The organism is Bowmanella denitrificans, assembly GCF_002887595.1.
Taxonomy (GTDB): Bacteria; Pseudomonadota; Gammaproteobacteria; order Enterobacterales; family Alteromonadaceae; genus Bowmanella; species Bowmanella denitrificans.
Window position 1 is genome coordinate 395,144 of record NZ_PEBU01000001.1, and the last position, 17,403, is coordinate 412,546.

A 17,403-nucleotide genomic window follows, 5' to 3' on the forward strand; every position below is an offset into this window, starting at 1 on the left:
ATATAAATAGCCACAATCGCTTGCCCGGCTTTTTCTGCCGAGGCAGCCAAGTTTGGAGAAAAGAATGAGCGACAAAATTATCCAGTTGACTGATGACAGTTTTGAGGCAGATGTTATCAACGCCGAAGGTCCTGTACTAGTTGACTTCTGGGCGGAATGGTGTGGCCCGTGCAAAATGATCGCGCCAATTCTAAATGAAGTGGCTGACGAATTCGAAGGCAAGTTAACAGTTGCCAAGCTGAATGTCGACCATAATACCGAGACTCCACCAAAATATGGTATTCGTGGCATCCCCACTCTGCTGCTTTTTAAAGGTGGAAACGTAGCAGCAACCAAAGTCGGTGCACTTTCTAAGACGCAATTAAGCGAATTTTTGAAAGAAAATATCTGATTAAAAATGCCCGGCCAAGCCGGGCATTTTTAATCATCCTGTAAAAAGCTACCGCGAATGAATAAATTAGCAGCGAAAGATTACTAGACGCTGTTAATTTTTGGTGCTAAGTTAGATTTCGTTCTCAGCGTCGAACCCATTCGATTCGAACAAAAGGCTGTCTGGAACAGTGTTTATCGCCTGCAGTCGGCCCGCTTGACGGGTGGCGCATGGAGCGCAGAGCTTAATCCCCGCGTCACACCGACGCAATCTGACGTTTACGACCCTGTTTAAGTCTGAACATACTTGCATTAAGAGCATTTTCAATCATTAAGACCCACCGATATGAACCTAACGGAACTCAAAAATAAACCCGTCAGCGAGCTGGTAGAACTGGCCGAAAAAATGGGCCTGGAAAACATGGCCCGCGCGCGCAAACAAGACATCATCTTTTCTATCCTCAAAGCCCATGCAAAGAGCGGCGAAGACATTTTCGGTGATGGCGTGTTGGAAATACTGCAGGATGGCTTCGGCTTTTTGCGCTCAGCTGATTCCTCTTACCTGGCCGGTCCGGATGACATTTACGTCTCTCCCAGCCAGATTCGACGTTTTAACTTACGCACCGGTGATTCCATTTCTGGCAAAATCCGACCGCCGAAGGACAGCGAGCGTTATTTCGCTCTGCTGAAAATCAGCGAAGTCAATTTTGACCGCCCAGAAAATTCCCGCAACAAGATCCTATTCGAAAACCTGACCCCACTGCATGCCAAAGAGCGTTTACGTATGGAACGCGGCAACGGCAGTACTGAGGACATTACCGCCAGGGTTTTGGATTTAGCCTCACCTATCGGCCGCGGCCAACGTGGTTTGATTGTGGCTCCGCCCAAAGCCGGTAAGACACTGTTGCTACAAAATATTGCCCAAAGTATCGCCGCCAACTACCCAGAGTGTGTGTTGATGGTGCTGCTGATTGACGAACGTCCGGAAGAAGTAACGGAGATGCAACGCCTGGTACAAGGTGAAGTGGTTGCATCAACCTTTGATGAACCGGCCAGCCGCCACGTTCAGGTTGCCGAGATGGTGATTGAAAAAGCCAAGCGCCTGGTCGAGCACAAGAAAGACGTGGTAATTCTGCTGGATTCCATTACCCGTCTGGCCCGTGCCTACAACACTGTAATTCCTTCCTCTGGCAAGGTATTGACAGGTGGTGTAGACGCCAATGCCCTGCACAAGCCCAAGCGCTTCTTCGGTGCAGCGCGTAATGTGGAAGAAGGCGGCAGTCTGACAATTATTGCTACGGCCCTTATCGACACTGGCTCGAAAATGGACGAAGTGATTTATGAAGAGTTCAAAGGAACAGGTAACATGGAGCTGCACCTGAACCGTAAGATTGCAGAGAAACGTGTGTTCCCGGCCATCGACTTCAATCGTTCAGGCACTCGCCGCGAAGAGCTGCTGACCACTCAGGATGAGCTGCAGAAAATGTGGATCCTGCGTAAGATTGTTCATGAGATGTCAGAAATTGATGCCATGGAATTCCTGATCGACAAGCTGTCCATGACCAAAACCAACAATGAATTCTTTGACGCTATGCGTCGTCAGAAGAGTTAGCTTTAATCCTGAACATCGCCGTTCCTGTTCATCCATGAACCCACGGCATACCGTTCATCCTGAACATCGCCGTTCCTGTTCATCCATGAACCCACGGCATACCGTTCATCCTGAACATAAAAGGCGCCTGATTGGCGCCTTTTTTATAAATGGTCCTGATACAGGGTGTGGATTAAGCGGTCCTCTAATTCAAAACGCTCCTCCATTGCCTGACCCAGTTCTGAAAGATGTTTATCGAAGCCCTGCATATCCTGGTCTTCATCAATGTCCGCATAGCAGTCGTTAAAATTCAGTGCCTGCTCGGTGGTATCAGAAATCTTCGGATACACTTCATCAGCCAGTTGCTTACCCGCGCCATTGGCCTGACTGCCATCGACAATCTTGTCATAAAATTCAAAATGACCTGCCGAAACATAATCCATCAACATTTCGCAAAATGTCTCTACGCTTTCCTTGCTGGGCAAGGCTTGTCGACGCGCATCGAATGGTGGCAAACCTGCCAGTCGGCAATATTCCACCAGCAGTGCCTTACGGGCGTCAATCCAATTGTCAATGGCGTCATGGGCGCCACCCCATTTTTGTTCGGCTTGTTCGACTTTATTCAGCATAGCTACCCTCTCACACCGGTTGAATACCAGATGAGGTAAATCAGTTGTAAATGCCAGTATATCAAAATGCCTCAATTGCAAAAGCGTTTAACCTCTCGGTCAGACCAATGTCGGTATCAATCGCTAAGCTGGTCAACCTTTATAGGTATAGATTTTAAGAAAATTTCCTTGGCATTCAGTACTTCAGCCCTCATATGTTAAAGTCTGCCGCCTAGCCGATTATCTGAATTGCCTATGAAACACCGTCCCGATATAGATGAACAAGCCTACTGGTTGATTTTGTCGCAAGACAAGCTGGTACAATGCAAAGGACAGGCTTGTCTGATAAAGCAAAGCTGGTCAGAGTTATCTTTTATCTCTGCTTATGCCGACGATGTGGTTAAGGTTGGCGAGTATCGCCAAAGCAACTGCTATATGGTGGATTTGGGGCAGGAAACCCCTGAACATGACGACCTGGAACTTGTTAGTCTGCGTGCCGCCCTGATGAGTGAGCAGCAAGACGCATTTAATATTCTGGCCCGTGCCTGGCAAGTCGCATTGTTTCTTCGTACCCACAAATATTGCGGGCAGTGCGGCAGCCAGATGGAAGCCGTCAACTGGGAACTGGCGATGCATTGCCATCGCTGCCAGCACCGCTGTTATCCACGCATTTCTCCTTGCATTATCGTCGCCATCAGAAAAGGGCAACAAATTTTGTTGGCGCAGGGAGCTCACCACAAAGGAGGCATGTATTCGACCCTGGCTGGCTTCGTGGAAAGTGGAGAAAGTCTGGAGCAGGCCGTACATCGTGAAGTAATGGAAGAAGTAGGCATAAAAGTTAAGAACCTACGTTATTTTTCCAGCCAGCCCTGGCCCTTCCCCCATTCGCTAATGGTCGGCTTTTTGGCCGAATGGGATGAAGGTGAGATCCAGGTAGATGGTAAAGAAATTCTGGCGGCTGACTGGTTTGACTTTAATAACCTACCATTGATACCACCCAGCTTTTCCATTGCTGGTCAATTAATCCAGACTACCATCAATGCGCCTGACCAATCTTTTTGAAGAAGATGTCAACCCGGGCATTCCCCCATTGAAAATAAAAAAGCCTTACCCCGAAAGGTAAGGCTTAAATATTTTAGCGTGGAGGTCCCGTGACCGGGCTTCTTTTATTTAGATTTCACTAGCGCAACGGTTTTATAGCAAAGAATACCGAAGCAGTGCAAGCTTTCATGCCTCAAATAGGACGAATAACATTTAATTTACAGCTTCAACCTAGAGCGTGGTGGTCTTTTGAGGCTTTAAATTCAACGCAAGGATTGTCTGATGTATCCATCTCGTATAGCTGGTAGAATGCGCCGGTTTTTAGCGCAGCCGACCAGGAGAACATCATGCAAGCACTACAGAATGACAGGTATCTAAGGGCCCTGTTAAAGCAGCCCGTGGATATCACGCCTGTGTGGATGATGCGCCAGGCTGGCCGCTACCTGCCGGAATATCGGGCCACCCGTGCACAGGCTGGCGACTTTATGTCGCTGTGCAAAAATCCTGAACTGGCCTGCGAGGTGACTCTGCAGCCACTCCGTCGCTTTGACCTGGATGCGGCCATTCTATTTTCAGACATTCTGACCATTCCCGATGCCATGGGCCTGGGCCTGTATTTTGAAACAGGCGAAGGCCCCAAGTTTGAGCGGCCACTCAGAGATATGGCAGCCATCCAGGCCCTGCCGATTCCCGATCCAGAGGGCGAGCTCGGTTATGTGATGGATGCGGTTCGCACTATTCGCAAGGGATTAGCGGGTAAAGTGCCTTTAATAGGCTTCTCCGGTAGCCCCTGGACGTTGGCCACTTATATGGTGGAAGGCGGTTCCACCAAGAGCTTCAGCCTGATCAAAAAAATGGCTTTTGCTGAACCTGCCGCATTGCATCTGCTGTTGGACAAGCTTGCCGACTCAGTCATTCTGTACCTGAATGCGCAGATAGCCGCTGGTGCGCAATCGGTAATGGTGTTTGATACCTGGGGCGGCGTCCTGTCACCAAGGGATTATGAAGAGTTTTCGCTGCGTTATATGCACAAAATTGTCGATGGTCTGACAAGAGAAAACGAAGGGCGCCGGGTGCCCGTCACGCTGTTTACCAAAAACGGTGGCATGTGGTTGGAAGCCATTGCTGCCACTGGCTGTGATGCAGTGGGGCTGGACTGGACCATCAATATTGCCGACGCCAAGGCCCGAATCGGCGATAAAGTAGCGTTGCAGGGCAATATGGACCCATCCATGCTGTATGCACCTGCAGACCGAATTGAGCAGGAAGTACAATCTATTCTGGCTGGTTTTGGCCAGGGCGAGGGCCATGTATTTAATCTCGGTCACGGTATTCACCCGGATGTGCCGCCCGAACACGCCAAGGTATTTGTTGACGCCGTGCACCACTACAGTGCGCAATACCACAAAGCTTAAAGTTATCAGTTAAATCAGCCACCAGCAGAACTGACTGATAACAACAGGCATCTATTACGCGTCTCTGGGCAGACCTTTTTCCACACTACGGATTAACCTGAGGGTCTGCCGGTCTGCTTGCCCCGGCTTTCTTTGTGCTTGCTGGACCAGCGCCCAATCAATATGTTCCCTGACCAGTTCCGAGGCAGACTCTCTGGCTGCTTGCAGTGAGGCAACAATCTCGTCGGCATAAGGTGCATTGCCCAACCCCACGGCAATATTGCGTTGCCAGCGCTCAAAGCCAATACGGCGAATAGGCGAGCCTTCGGTATTTTTCAGAAACTTCTGCTCGTCCCAGGCAAACAGCTCTAATAAGGTTTTACCATGCAACTGCTGGCGGGGATGAAAGTCTGCTTCATCGGTAATTTGCGCATAACGATTCCAGGGGCAAACTAGCTGGCAATCATCACAACCGTAAATGCGATTACCCAGCAGCGGGCGAAATTCCTCGGGAATCGGGCCTTTCTGCTCAATGGTCAGATAAGAAATACAGCGCCTGGCATCCACCACATAGGGTTCCACTATGGCACCAGTAGGGCAGATCGTCAGGCAGGCGGTACAACTACCGCAGCCCTCAGCCACCGGACTGTCTATCGGCAAAGGCAGGTTAATAAACAATTCGCCCAGAAAAAACCAGGAACCGGCTTCGCGGTTAATGGTCAGAGAATGCTTACCCGTCCAGCCGATACCAGCCTTTTCCGCCACCGCATGTTCCAAAACAGGTGCCGAGTCGACAAACGGGCGAAAAGCCAGTTCACTGACTTTCTGCTGAATTTGTTCGCCAAACTTTTTCAGCCGCTGTCTGATCAGTTTATGGTAGTCGCGCCCAAGCGCGTAACGGCTAATGTAGGCCAGCTGACGATTTTTCAGATTGCGGGCAAAGCCGGCATCCGGCGGCAGGTAATCCATGCGCACGCTGATAACCCGCAAAGTACCAGGCACCAGTTCATGGGGGCGGGCGCGTTTCATGCCGTGTTCTGCCATATATTGCATCTCACCGTGCATGCCTTTGTCCAACCAGGCTTGCAAATGCCCCTCATGGCGGCTTAAATCCACATCACAAATACCGACCTGCTGAAAACCCAGCGATTTACCCAGGTTCTTGATATGCTCGGTCAGGTCAGCTAATAACTTGTCGCAGAGTTCAGCCATTGAATCGATTCACTATCACAATGCCCGCCAGTCTAGCATATAAAGCCTTTACCGCGGAGCAGGTACGCCAACATGAAGTCACTGCGGCCAAACATGTGGGTATCAGTATGTATGAGCTGATGGAAAGAGCTGGGGCTGCTGCATTTATCACCTTACAAAGCGAATTCCCGCAGGCCAGGCGTATATTAGTGTTAAATGGCCATGGCAATAACGGTGGTGATGGCTTTGTCTTGGCGCGCATGGCTAAAAAAGCCGGCCTTAAGGTTTGCCTGGTATCATTGGGCGACCAATCAAAGTTTAGTCCGGATACGTTGCAGGCCTGCAATAACTGGCAACAGGCTGGCGGTGAAATCAGCAGCTGGCCTCAGCCACTAGAAGACTTCGACCTGATTGTGGATGCGATGCTGGGCACCGGCACCAAAGGGCAGCTCAGAGAACCTTATGCCAGTGTGATCAAGGTACTGAAAAACACTGACATTCCGGTCTTAAGCCTGGATGTGCCCTCTGGACTGCTGGCCGATAGCGGTGCAGAAGCTGATATAGCGCTTAGCGCCACACACACCCTGACCTTTGTCGGTATTAAACCTGGTCTTGTCACCGGTCAGGGCAAGCAGTTTTCCGGCAAACTTAGCTTTGCCGATTTAGGCATAGCCGAGTCCTTTGGTGCACTGGCTACCCCCAGTGCTCAAATCGTCGACTTTACTCAGCTTCCCCCTCTGCCAGCCCGGCCGCTGAATAGCCATAAAGGCGCATTTGGCCGCCTGCTGTGCCTGGGCGGCAATCTGGGCATGCCAGGGGCAATCAGGCTCACAGGTGAGGCGGCATTGCGCACTGGGGCAGGGCTGGTTAACGTCCTGTGTCACCCGGATAATCAGATGTTGGTGGGCCTGGGGCGGCCCGAACTGATGCTGGCGCAACAGAATCAGCTAATAGCCTTGCTGGACTGGGCCAGCTGTCTGGTTCTGGGACCCGGCCTGGGGCAGGATGACTGGGCGCAGCAACTATTTGATGCAGTATTAACCTATCAGCAAACCAGTCATAAACCCCTGTTGCTTGACGCCGACGCATTAAATCTGCTGGCAAAAGCGCCCCGCAAACTCTCTTGCAATGTGGTAATCACCCCTCACCCCGGAGAAGCCGGCAGACTGTTGGCCATCACCACTCAACAAGTACAAGCTGATCGGTATGCAGTGCTTCAGCAGTTGCAGCAACAATATCAATGCCATGTGGTGTTAAAAGGCGCCGGTAGCCTGGTATCAGGTCAGGATCATTGCTATGTCATTAGCAATGGAAATCCGGGTATGGCCATCCCCGGCATGGGGGATCTGTTAAGCGGTGTGATTGGAGCTTTGATGGCCCAGGGCATGGATAGCGCCGCGGCGGCAGTTTATGGTGCAAGCCTGCATGCAGCTGCGGGCGACCTGGCTGCACAACAGCATGGCGAACGTGGTATGATAGCCAGCGATTTGTTGCCCTTTATACGTAAGCTGGTAAACCGCTGAATGACAACACAAATACAAGTTAACGACGAACAAGGTACAGCAGAGCTGGCGGCTAAACTGGCAAAGGCCTGTAAGCAGGCAACCGTAATTTATTTGCACGGCGATCTGGGAGCTGGCAAAACCAGTTTTTGCCGTAGCTTCATCCAAGCTTTAGGCTATCAGGGCAGAGTAAAAAGTCCCACTTATACGCTAGTAGAACCCTATGAAGCAGCCGGCTGGCGTATTTTCCATTTTGACTTGTACCGATTGGCCGACCCGGAAGAACTGGAGTTTATTGGCATTCGTGATTATTTCGAACAGGACTGCCTGTGTTTGATTGAATGGCCACAAAAAGGTGGTCAACTCTTGGCCCCGGCGGATTTGCAGATTAACATAGCTTTTAGTGACCCTGGCCGAACCATTGAGCTGCTTCCCTTGTCAGAACAGGGAGAAGCGTTGCTTGCACAACTACAATAGAGCACATGGCACATAGAAGACTGATTCCCTGGCTGGCAACAGCGCTGATGTTATTCAGCAGCCTGGCATTTGCCAAGAATAAGATGGAAGGCGTACGTATCTGGCCTTCACCCTCCAATACCAGGGTGGTGTTTGATATGCGTGAAGCGCCCGATTACAGCTACTTTACCCTCAGCAACCCCACCCGTCTGGTGATTGATCTGGCCGACACCAGTAAAGGCCTGGACTTTGACAAGATCCAGAACGACAGCAAATTGATTAAGCGCCTGCGTTACAGCAATGCCAAGGATAAGCACAGCATCAGAGTGGTATTTGACCTGAATGAGGCTGTCGACACGCAGATTTTTTCCTTACCTCCTACCGCCCCTTACGGCAATCGTCTGGTGATTGATATCGGCAGTAAAGGAGAAACGGCGTCAAGCAATGTTAAACGCAGTGACCAGTTAGCTGACCGGGACATCATCATTGCTATCGATGCCGGCCATGGTGGCGAAGACCCTGGCTCTATTGGCTATGCTGGTAGCTACGAAAAAAATGTCACGCTCAGCGTGGCGAAGATGCTGGCGCAGAAAATCGATAATACGCCGGGCATGAAAGCAGCTATGATCCGCACCGGCGACTATTATATTCACCCGAATAAAAGGGCGGATATGGCCAGACGGCAAAAAGCCGATCTGTTTGTATCCATTCACGCTGACGCCTACACCACGCCGCAGCCCAGTGGTGCATCGGTATGGGTATTGTCTATGCGCCGGGCGAATTCTGAGTTGGGCCGCTGGCTGGAAAACAGCGAGAAGCATTCAGAACTGCTGGGGGGCGCTGCCGAGGTGATCCAGGATACCGCCAGCGAGCGCTATCTGACTCAAGCCTTGCTGGATATGTCGATGGATCACTCCATATCTACCAGCTACGAGGTCAGCCGCGAAGTACTCAAAGAAATGCGCCAAATTACCAAATTGCATAAATCCGTTCCTCAGGCCGCCAGCTTAGCCGTGCTGACGTCACCGGATATCCCGTCCATTTTGGTGGAAACAGGCTTTATCTCTAACAAAGATGAAGAGAAAAATCTTAATTGGTCGAAGTTCCGCGAGAATCTGGCCGACGCCATGTACAATGCGGTACAACGCTATTTCAAACGTATGCCCCCGGATGGCACAATGTGGGCCAGGCTGAAAAGAGAAAACCGCACTCACAAAGTGTCTGCCGGTGAATCTTTGTCCCTGCTTGCACAGCGTTACAATGTACCGGTCAGCAAGTTGAAGGCCGCCAATAATCTTGACTCGGATTTGGTGCGCATCGGACAAGTGCTGACCATTCCCAACTAAAAGTAACAATATCTTGTCGATACAAATCTTACCCGCCCGCCTTGCCAACCAGATTGCTGCAGGTGAGGTGGTAGAGCGCCCGGCTTCGGTTATTAAAGAACTGGTTGAAAACAGCCTGGATGCTGGCGCCGATAAAATTGAACTGGAAATTGACCGCGGTGGCCACAAGCGCATTCTGATCAGAGATAACGGCAACGGTATCGTTCAGGACGAACTGGAGCTGGCTTTAAGCCGTCATGCCACCAGTAAAATCAGTTGTCTGGACGATCTTGAACAAATTCTTAGCCTCGGTTTTCGCGGCGAAGCGTTGGCCAGTATCAGCTCGGTCGCGCGCCTTACCTTGACGTCCAAGCCCGCCAGTCAAGCGCAAGCCTGGCAGGCCAGGGCCGAAGGACGGGACATGGCAGTGCAGCTTCAACCTGTCGCACACCCAAACGGCACCAGCGTTGAAGTGCTGGATCTGTTTTTTAACACGCCAGCCAGACGCAAGTTCCTACGCAGTGAAAAAACCGAATTCCAGCATATTGATGAAACAGTCAAACGTATTGCTTTGTCGCGCTTTGATGTGGCATTCAGCCTGAAACATAACGGCAAGCTCTTACGTCACTATCCTAAAGCGGAATCGCAGGTAGCCCGGCAAAAAAGACTGTCACTGGTATGTGGACAGGCCTTTGGCCAGCAAGCCCTGAGCATTCAGAGTGAATATCAGGGTTTGATATTGAACGGCTGGCTACTGAATCAGGGCAGCACCAGCCAGGATCAACAATATTTTTACGTTAATGGCCGGATGATGCGCGATAAGCTGATTAACCACGCCATTCGCCAGGCGTTTGAAGGTATCCTCGCTGCGGATTGCCACCCTGCCTATGTTTTGTATTTGCAACTGGACGCCAAAGAGGTGGATGTAAATGTGCATCCAGCCAAGCATGAAGTGCGTTTTCACCAGGCCAGACTGGTGCATGACTTTATCTTTCGGGCACTACAGGATGCTATAGAGCGCCCCCAGTTTGAAGAAGAATTAGCTCAGCCACAAGTACGGCAGATGCCGGACGCAGAGCCCAGACATGACTACATTCGCCCCTTACAAGCCAAAGTCGGCGAAAGTACCGGCATGTATCGGGGTACTGGCTTACCAGCCCGGGCAGCAGATAACTATCAGCAACTTATGCGCCCCAGCCCCACAGCTGCCACAGCTCCTCAGCTAAATAACCCACCATGGTTATTAGTGCAGGGCCGTTTTCTACTGCTAGAGCAGCAACAAAAGGCTTATTTGCTTGAGGTCAGAAAACTGGCCAAGACTCAACTGAAAGAAAGTCTGAAGGCACCTGTCAGCCAGCCACTTTTAATGCCCGTGGCGGTCAATCTGTCGGACTCAGCAGCAGACCTGACCAACAAGCAGGATGAACTTGAGGCGCTGGGTTTTGTTGTCAAAATTGACAAACATAAGCTGATGCTCAAGCAAGTGCCTGCAGGCTTTCGCCAATACCACTGGCCTGATTTACTGCCCTTGTTGATAGATTGTCCAGCAGGAGAAGCACTGAATTGCCTGCTCGGTGCTCTGACAGATACCAAACAGTCCTATACCCACGAGCAAGTGCAGCAATTGTGGCAATGGTGTCAGCAACGCAATCTGCTTAACGAGATACTGACAGCGCAAGCCACAGAACTGCCCCTGGCAGATTGGATTCAAAACAATGCAGACTAATTTGCCACCCGCCATATTCCTGATGGGTCCAACAGCCTCAGGTAAAACCGATCTGGCTATCAGCCTGGTGCAAAATCTACCCTGTGAAATTATCAGTGTTGATTCAGCCATGATTTACAAAGGCATGGATATCGGCACCGCCAAACCCAGCAGCGAAGAACTCGCGGTCGCACCGCATCGTTTAATCGATATATTGGATCCGGCCGATGCCTATTCTGCGGCAGATTTTCGCCATGATGCGCTCAGGGAAATGGCCGATATCAGGGCCAGAGGCAATATCCCCCTGCTGGTGGGCGGAACCATGATGTATTTCAAAGTACTGCTGGAAGGAATTTCACCATTACCTTCCTCCGATGCCCAAGTCAGGGCCAAAATTGAAGCCCGTGCCGCCGCTGAGGGCTGGCAGGCTTTGCATGCTGAACTTGCAGAAAAAGATCCTGTCTCAGCGGCACGCATCCACCCCAATGACCCCCAAAGGTTAACCCGGGCATTGGAAGTGCTCTATTTAACCGGCAAAAGCCTGACGGTCTTGACTGAGGAAAAATCCCCCCCATTACCTTATCAGGTATTCCAATTTGCTATAGCGCCACAGGACCGAGCCGTGCTACATAACAGGATAGCACTGCGTTTTGATCAGATGCTGGCGCAAGGCTTTGAAGAGGAAGTAAAAAAATTTTACGCTCGGGCAGATCTACATCTAAACTTGCCTTCTGTAAGATGTGTTGGCTACCGTCAGATGTGGGAATATCTTGATGGCAGGTATGACCATCAGGAGATGCGTTATCGGGCTATAGTAGCCACCCGGCAATTGGCCAAGCGCCAATTGACCTGGTTGCGCAGTTGGCAACCAATTCACTGGCTGGATACCTTTGCTAAGGACAATCTGCAGCAGGTGATGAAAACGCTAAAAAGCCGCGTCCCTTAACGGGTTGTGGCTATACAGGCGGGACAAAAACTGTATAATCAAAAAGCTGGCGAGGTGTCTCCATAAGTGGTGCGGGGGCGCTGAGATAATAAAAATAAAAGGATAATGAAAATGGCGAAAGGCCAATCACTGCAAGATCCCTTTTTAAATGCGCTGAGAAAGGAACGGGTGCCTGTTTCTATTTACCTTGTAAACGGCATTAAGCTGCAGGGTCAGGTGGAATCCTTTGATCAATTTGTGATTCTTCTGAAAAATACTGTCAGCCAGATGGTATATAAGCATGCTATCTCAACAGTAGTGCCAGCCCGTCCTATTCCAATGATTGCTAATCCTCAGTCAAACCAAGATAATGACGAGGACTAACCATTCCTTTTGGAGATGACGCTTGTTTGACCGTTATGAAGCAGGTGAGCAGGCTGTACTGGTACATATAGACTTCCCCGACGAAAGCAGCAGAGAAGACCTGCACGAGTTGCAGATGCTGGTTTCGTCTGCTGGTGTCGAAGCTGTGGGTTTAGTAACGGGTTCCCGTTCCACCCCCAGTGCCAAATTTTTTGTCGGCAGCGGTAAAGCAGATGAAATCGCCCAGCAGGTACAGCTGACTGGTGCCGATGTGGTTATTTTTAACCATGCTCTCAGTCCCTCACAAGAACGCAACCTGGAAAAGCTGTGTAAGTGCCGGGTATTGGACCGCACTGGTCTGATTCTGGACATTTTTGCCCAGCGGGCCCGTACTCATGAGGGTAAATTGCAGGTTGAGCTGGCTCAGCTCAGACATATATCAACCCGCCTGATTCGCGGCTGGACTCACCTTGAACGGCAAAAAGGCGGTATCGGCCTACGCGGACCGGGTGAAACCCAGTTGGAAACTGACCGCCGGTTGCTGCGCGCCAGAATAGATCATATTTTAAAACGTCTGGCGAAGGTCCAGAAACAACGCGAACAGGGACGACGGGCCAGAACCCGGGCTGAGATCCCTACCGTATCGCTGGTTGGCTACACTAACGCTGGCAAGTCCACCTTGTTCAATACCCTGACCGCCGCAGGCGTATATGCCGCTGACCAGCTGTTTGCTACGCTGGATCCGACACTACGCAAGATTCAGTTACAAGATGTGGGGCCGGCAATTCTCGCCGATACGGTTGGATTTATTCGCCACCTCCCCCATGATCTGGTAGCAGCATTTAAAGCCACCTTGCAGGAAACTCAGGAAGCTGACCTGCTGCTGCATGTGGTTGACTATGCCGATGAACAGCACAAAGACAATATTGACCAGGTCAATCTGGTGCTGGATGAGATCGACGCGGGTGACGTGCCACAGCTTATGATTTGTAACAAGATAGACCTATTACAGGAAGTCACCCCACGCATCGACTACGACGATGAGGGCCGACCTGTGCGAGTATGGTTGTCGGCCCATCAGGGATTAGGTATTGACCTGCTGTTTCAGGCCCTGACTGAATGTCTGGGACGCAGTATGGTGCAATATCAATTGCGAATTCCCCCCAAGGAAGGAAAACTGCGCGGTGCACTTTATCGTATGCAGTGTATCTCGGCAGAGTCGTACGCAGAGGATGGCGACTGGTTGGTGGATGTAAGAATGCCGGCCAAAGACTGGCACAGGCTGGAAAAACATATGACCAGCAATCTGGCGTCTTTCGTCATCCATAAACACTGAGCAACTCAATTTTTTTATCTATCAATACGGAGAAACACATGGCTTGGAATGAGCCTGGAGGCAACAACAATGACCCCTGGAAAAATCGCGGTAGCCGCGATCAGGGTCCTCCTGATTTAGACGAAGTCTTTAAGAAGTTCTTCGATAAGTTGGGCGGTTTTGGTGGCGGCAATAAGTCATCAGGTAAAGGCTTTGGCGGCCTGGGTTTGGGCTTAATCGTTGGTATTCTGGTCGCCGTTTGGTTTATCAGTGGTTTCTACACCCTGAAAGAAGCAGAACGTGGTGTGGTACTGCGCTTCGGCAAGTTCCATAGCTTCCAGGAGCCCGGTCTGCGCTGGAAGCCAACTTTTGTTGATAAAGTATATCCGGTTAATGTGCAGTCGGTACGTTCCATGCCCTCATCTGGCTTTATGCTGACAGAAGATGAGAACGTGGTGCGCGTTGATATGGAGATCCAGTATCGGGTTATGGATCCGTTCAAATATACCTTCGCCGTGGTAGATCCTGACGAGAGCCTGCGCCATGCGTTGGATGCAGCCATTCGCTACGTTGTTGGTCACTCCAAAATGGATGATGTTCTGACCCGTGGTCGTGAAGTGGCCCGTCAGGAAGTGCGCGAGGAACTTAACGGTATCATCGCACCTTACGGCATGGGTATTGAAATTCTGGATGTGAACTTTAAAGATGCCCGTCCACCTGAGGAAGTCAAAGCCGCATTCGACGATGCCATTGCCGCCCAGGAAGATGAGCAGCGCTACATCCGTGAAGCAGAAGCATACGCCCGTGAGATCGAACCGCGAGCACGTGGTCAGGTTAACCGTATGGAACAGGAAGCGACCGCTTATAAGCAGCGGGTGACCCTGGAAGCCCGCGGTGAAGTGGCACGTTTTGAGGAGCTGCTTCCTCAGTACGTTGCCGCACCTGAAGTAACCCGTCAGCGCCTGTATCTGGAAACTCTGGAAGAAGTCTATGGCAGCACCAGCAAGATTATTGTCGATACCAAGGGCAGCGGCAATATGATGTACCTGCCACTGGATAAAATTCTGGAACGCCAGAATGCTAACAATACGGCACCAGTGTCATCCAACACCCTGGAAGGCCTGCGCACTAATACTCAGAACCAGTCAACATCAAATGGCAGTGGCAATGCGACGGGCTCAAGATCTGACAGATACCGCACCGGGAGGGAATAAGGTATGAAGAACTTTATTATCGCACTACTGATCGTGCTGGTGATCCTCGGTTTTGGTTCTGTGTTTGTGGTGGAAGAGGGCTACCGTGGCATCGTTATTCAGTTTGGTAAGGTACGCCGTGATAGCGAAACCGGCCAGACTGTTGTGTATGAGCCAGGTATTTACCTGAAGCTGCCTTTTATCGATACGGTTAAACAACTGACATCCAAAGTACAGACCTTGGATGACGGCGCTAATCGTTTCGTCACAGCTGAGAAGAAAGACCTTATCGTTGACTCCTATGTGAAGTGGCGTATCAAGGATTTTGCGACTTACTATCTGGCCACTGGCGGTTTTAAGGATCAGGCGGAAACCCTGCTGAAACAGAAAGTAAATAACGGCCTGCGTACCGAATTCGGTAGCCGTACCATTTCTGAGATTGTCTCGGGTGAACGTTCTGAGCTGATGAACAAAGCCATGAAACAATCTGCTGAAAGTGCGGTGGAACTGGGTATTGAAATTGTGGATGTGCGGGTAAAACAAATTAACCTGCCACTGGAAATCAGTAACTCCATTTATGACCGTATGCGCGCTGAGCGGGCTGCTGTGGCGAAAGAGCACAGATCACAAGGCCGTGAGCAGGCGGAAATCCATCGCGCCGATATCGATGCCAAGGTGACGGTTATGCTGGCGGATGCAGAGCGTAACGCGCGTAAACTGCGCGGTGAAGGTGATGCCGAAGCCGCAAAAATTTATGCCGATGCTTACACCAAGAATGCTGAGTTTTACGCTTTCTTACGCAGTATGGATGCCTATCGTAAAAGCTTTAACAATAAGCAAGATGTGTTGATTCTGGAACCGGATAGCGACTTCTTCCGCTACATGAACGACACTAAAGGTAAGAAAAACTGATAAAAGGGCCCGCAGGGGCCCTTTTGCTATGAGAGGGACGTGACCTTGTACCAGCATCTGTATCAACGCTTTCTGGACGCCAATCCAGGTAAACAGCATTTTGCCTGCCACAGTCATCACTACTGGCCGGATGTCACCCGTGACGCCATGTTGCAGTATTGGGATGATACCGCCGCCATGGTGGACGACAAATGGCAATATCTGTTTTCGCAAAAACTCCCGCAGGTACAACAGTATATCGCCGACACGCTGCATACCGGCATGCCATCTCAATTAGCCTTTGCTCCGAATACCCACGAATTATTGTATCGGATACTCAGTTGCCTGGATTGGCAGAAACCGCTGAAAATTCTTACCACCGACAGTGAATTCCACAGCTTCAACCGGCAGATTCAGCGCCTGGCCGAACTGGACAATCTGCAACTAACCTGCATTGAAACCTTGCCTTTCAATAATTTTGAGCAGCGTTTTTTTGATGCCATCGAAAGCGACAGCTGGGATTTAATTTTTATCAGTCAGGTGTTCTTTAATTCAGCTTTGGCAGTCAGAAATCTGGATGCCTTAGTGGCAAGAGCTGCAGCACATAGCTTGTTTGTGATAGACGGCTATCACGGCTTTATGGCGCTCCCCACTGACTTATCCGCCATTGCCAACAGGGTATTTTATCTGGCCGGCAGTTATAAGTACGCCCAGGGCGGAGAAGGCTGCTGTTTTGTACACGTGCCGCCCCAATGCCAGCTCAGGCCCGCCTATACTGGTTGGTTTGCTGAGTTTGGCGAACTTGACCAGGCCAAGACCGGTCAGGTGAACTATGCCACCAATGGGATGCGCTTTGCCGGTGCCACTATGGACTTCGCCCCTCTTTATCGCCTTGCCGCAGTACAGGCGCTCTATCAACAACAAGGCTTGGATGTCGCCACTATTCATGCCTATGTGCAAGGCCTGCAACAGGCTTTTCTGCAAAAGCTTGATGCCATAGGACATCGCGATTTGCACGGCGGCAATCTGCTGATGGCTGACCCCCATCATCACGGTCATTTCCTGACCTTTAAGCTGGCCAGTCAGCAAAGGGTGCAGGCGCTGCACCAACATTTGCATAAACATGGTGTGATAACAGACGCCAGGGGAGACAGGTTAAGATTCGGCTTCGCCCTTTACCATAATGCCGCCGAATATGACTTACGCTGCCTGCAGGACATGCCATGAGTGAGATGATCTGGGTTGCCCTGGCGTTGGTGCTGATACTGGAAGGTATCGGCCCTATGCTGTTTCCCAATAAGTGGCAAAGCTTTATGCGCCAGTTAGCCAGTCAGTCAGCACAACAGTTACGTACTATGGGAGGCACCATGGTGACCATAGGATTGGTGGCGTTATATTTCCTGCTGAAATAACCGGAAATTCCCTTTGTAGCAAGGAATTAGCTGTCACCGACCGGGAATTACCGGAAAACAGGTGATCTGGCTGGTCGAAATTTGATAGAATCCCCGCCTAATTTTCTGACCACTTTTTAATC

Annotated in this window: 17 protein-coding genes; 15 read left to right on the top strand and 2 right to left on the bottom strand. The window is 50.6% G+C overall.

The genetic code is table 11. From position 1 onward, the window contains the following. Window positions 1-64 precede the first annotated feature (64 nt). Entirely contained in the window at window positions 65-391 is a 327-nt protein-coding gene (gene trxA / locus CSR04_RS01880; protein ID WP_102794529.1) for a thioredoxin TrxA, read from the top strand. Between the two features lie 324 nt (window positions 392-715). Next, window positions 716-1,981, top strand: coding sequence for a transcription termination factor Rho (gene rho, locus CSR04_RS01885; RefSeq protein ID WP_102794530.1), 1,266 nt, complete (start codon window positions 716-718; stop codon window positions 1,979-1,981). Between the two features lie 143 nt (window positions 1,982-2,124). Here rho and rsd read toward each other — a convergent pair whose 3' ends face one another. Then, entirely contained in the window at window positions 2,125-2,589 is a 465-nt protein-coding gene (gene rsd / locus CSR04_RS01890; protein ID WP_102794531.1) for a sigma D regulator, read from the bottom strand. Between the two features lie 234 nt (window positions 2,590-2,823). Here rsd and nudC point away from each other — a divergent pair, with 234 nt between their 5' ends. Then, on the top strand, window positions 2,824-3,630 hold the full coding sequence (gene nudC / locus CSR04_RS01895) for an NAD(+) diphosphatase (protein ID WP_102794532.1): 807 nt from the start codon (window positions 2,824-2,826) through the stop codon (window positions 3,628-3,630). A gap of 326 nt (window positions 3,631-3,956) precedes the next feature. Continuing rightward, window positions 3,957-5,024, top strand: a complete 1,068-nt coding sequence (hemE, locus tag CSR04_RS01900) for a uroporphyrinogen decarboxylase (protein WP_102794533.1) — start codon at window positions 3,957-3,959, stop codon at window positions 5,022-5,024. 54 nt (window positions 5,025-5,078) lie between these two features. Here the strand turns inward: hemE and queG are convergent, their stop codons facing one another. Beyond that, window positions 5,079-6,215, bottom strand: a complete 1,137-nt coding sequence (queG, locus tag CSR04_RS01905; protein ID WP_102794534.1) for a tRNA epoxyqueuosine(34) reductase QueG — start codon at window positions 6,213-6,215, stop codon at window positions 5,079-5,081. 20 nt (window positions 6,216-6,235) lie between these two features. Between queG and CSR04_RS01910 the strand changes: the two genes are divergently transcribed. The 11 genes from CSR04_RS01910 (at window position 6,236) to CSR04_RS01960 (ending at window position 17,281) form a co-directional block, all read left to right on the top strand. Then, on the top strand, window positions 6,236-7,717 hold the full coding sequence (locus CSR04_RS01910; RefSeq protein ID WP_102794535.1) for an NAD(P)H-hydrate dehydratase: 1,482 nt from the start codon (window positions 6,236-6,238) through the stop codon (window positions 7,715-7,717). Then, window positions 7,718-8,173, top strand: a complete 456-nt coding sequence (gene tsaE / locus CSR04_RS01915) for a tRNA (adenosine(37)-N6)-threonylcarbamoyltransferase complex ATPase subunit type 1 TsaE (RefSeq protein WP_102794536.1) — start codon at window positions 7,718-7,720, stop codon at window positions 8,171-8,173. Window positions 8,174-8,178: 5 nt separating this feature from the next. Continuing rightward, window positions 8,179-9,498 (top strand): N-acetylmuramoyl-L-alanine amidase, encoded by a 1,320-nt coding sequence (locus CSR04_RS01920; RefSeq protein WP_102794537.1) that lies wholly within the window; start codon window positions 8,179-8,181, stop codon window positions 9,496-9,498. Window positions 9,499-9,511: 13 nt separating this feature from the next. Next, on the top strand, window positions 9,512-11,203 hold the full coding sequence (mutL, locus tag CSR04_RS01925) for a DNA mismatch repair endonuclease MutL (protein ID WP_102794538.1): 1,692 nt from the start codon (window positions 9,512-9,514) through the stop codon (window positions 11,201-11,203). Continuing rightward, a complete protein-coding gene (gene miaA / locus CSR04_RS01930) occupies window positions 11,193-12,128 on the top strand; it encodes a tRNA (adenosine(37)-N6)-dimethylallyltransferase MiaA (protein WP_102794539.1) in 936 nt (311 codons plus the stop codon). The genes mutL and miaA overlap by 11 nt, the downstream gene beginning before the upstream one ends. A 111-nt stretch (window positions 12,129-12,239) precedes the next feature. Beyond that, on the top strand, window positions 12,240-12,491 hold the full coding sequence (hfq, locus tag CSR04_RS01935; protein ID WP_102794540.1) for an RNA chaperone Hfq: 252 nt from the start codon (window positions 12,240-12,242) through the stop codon (window positions 12,489-12,491). 22 nt (window positions 12,492-12,513) lie between these two features. Then, window positions 12,514-13,806 carry a ribosome rescue GTPase HflX gene (hflX, locus tag CSR04_RS01940; RefSeq protein WP_102794541.1) on the top strand — a complete coding sequence of 431 codons (1,293 nt, stop codon included), beginning with the start codon at window positions 12,514-12,516 and terminating at the stop codon, window positions 13,804-13,806. Window positions 13,807-13,844: 38 nt separating this feature from the next. Then, window positions 13,845-14,999 carry an FtsH protease activity modulator HflK gene (hflK, locus tag CSR04_RS01945; protein WP_102794542.1) on the top strand — a complete coding sequence of 385 codons (1,155 nt, stop codon included), beginning with the start codon at window positions 13,845-13,847 and terminating at the stop codon, window positions 14,997-14,999. 3 nt (window positions 15,000-15,002) lie between these two features. Further along, window positions 15,003-15,890 carry a protease modulator HflC gene (hflC, locus tag CSR04_RS01950; protein WP_102794543.1) on the top strand — a complete coding sequence of 296 codons (888 nt, stop codon included), beginning with the start codon at window positions 15,003-15,005 and terminating at the stop codon, window positions 15,888-15,890. A gap of 39 nt (window positions 15,891-15,929) precedes the next feature. Continuing rightward, window positions 15,930-17,096, top strand: a complete 1,167-nt coding sequence (locus CSR04_RS01955) for an aminotransferase class V-fold PLP-dependent enzyme (protein ID WP_342751345.1) — start codon at window positions 15,930-15,932, stop codon at window positions 17,094-17,096. Next, entirely contained in the window at window positions 17,093-17,281 is a 189-nt protein-coding gene (locus CSR04_RS01960) for a DUF2065 domain-containing protein (protein WP_102794544.1), read from the top strand. Before CSR04_RS01955 ends, CSR04_RS01960 begins: the two co-directional genes overlap by 4 nt. The last annotated feature ends 122 nt before the right edge of the window (window positions 17,282-17,403 follow it).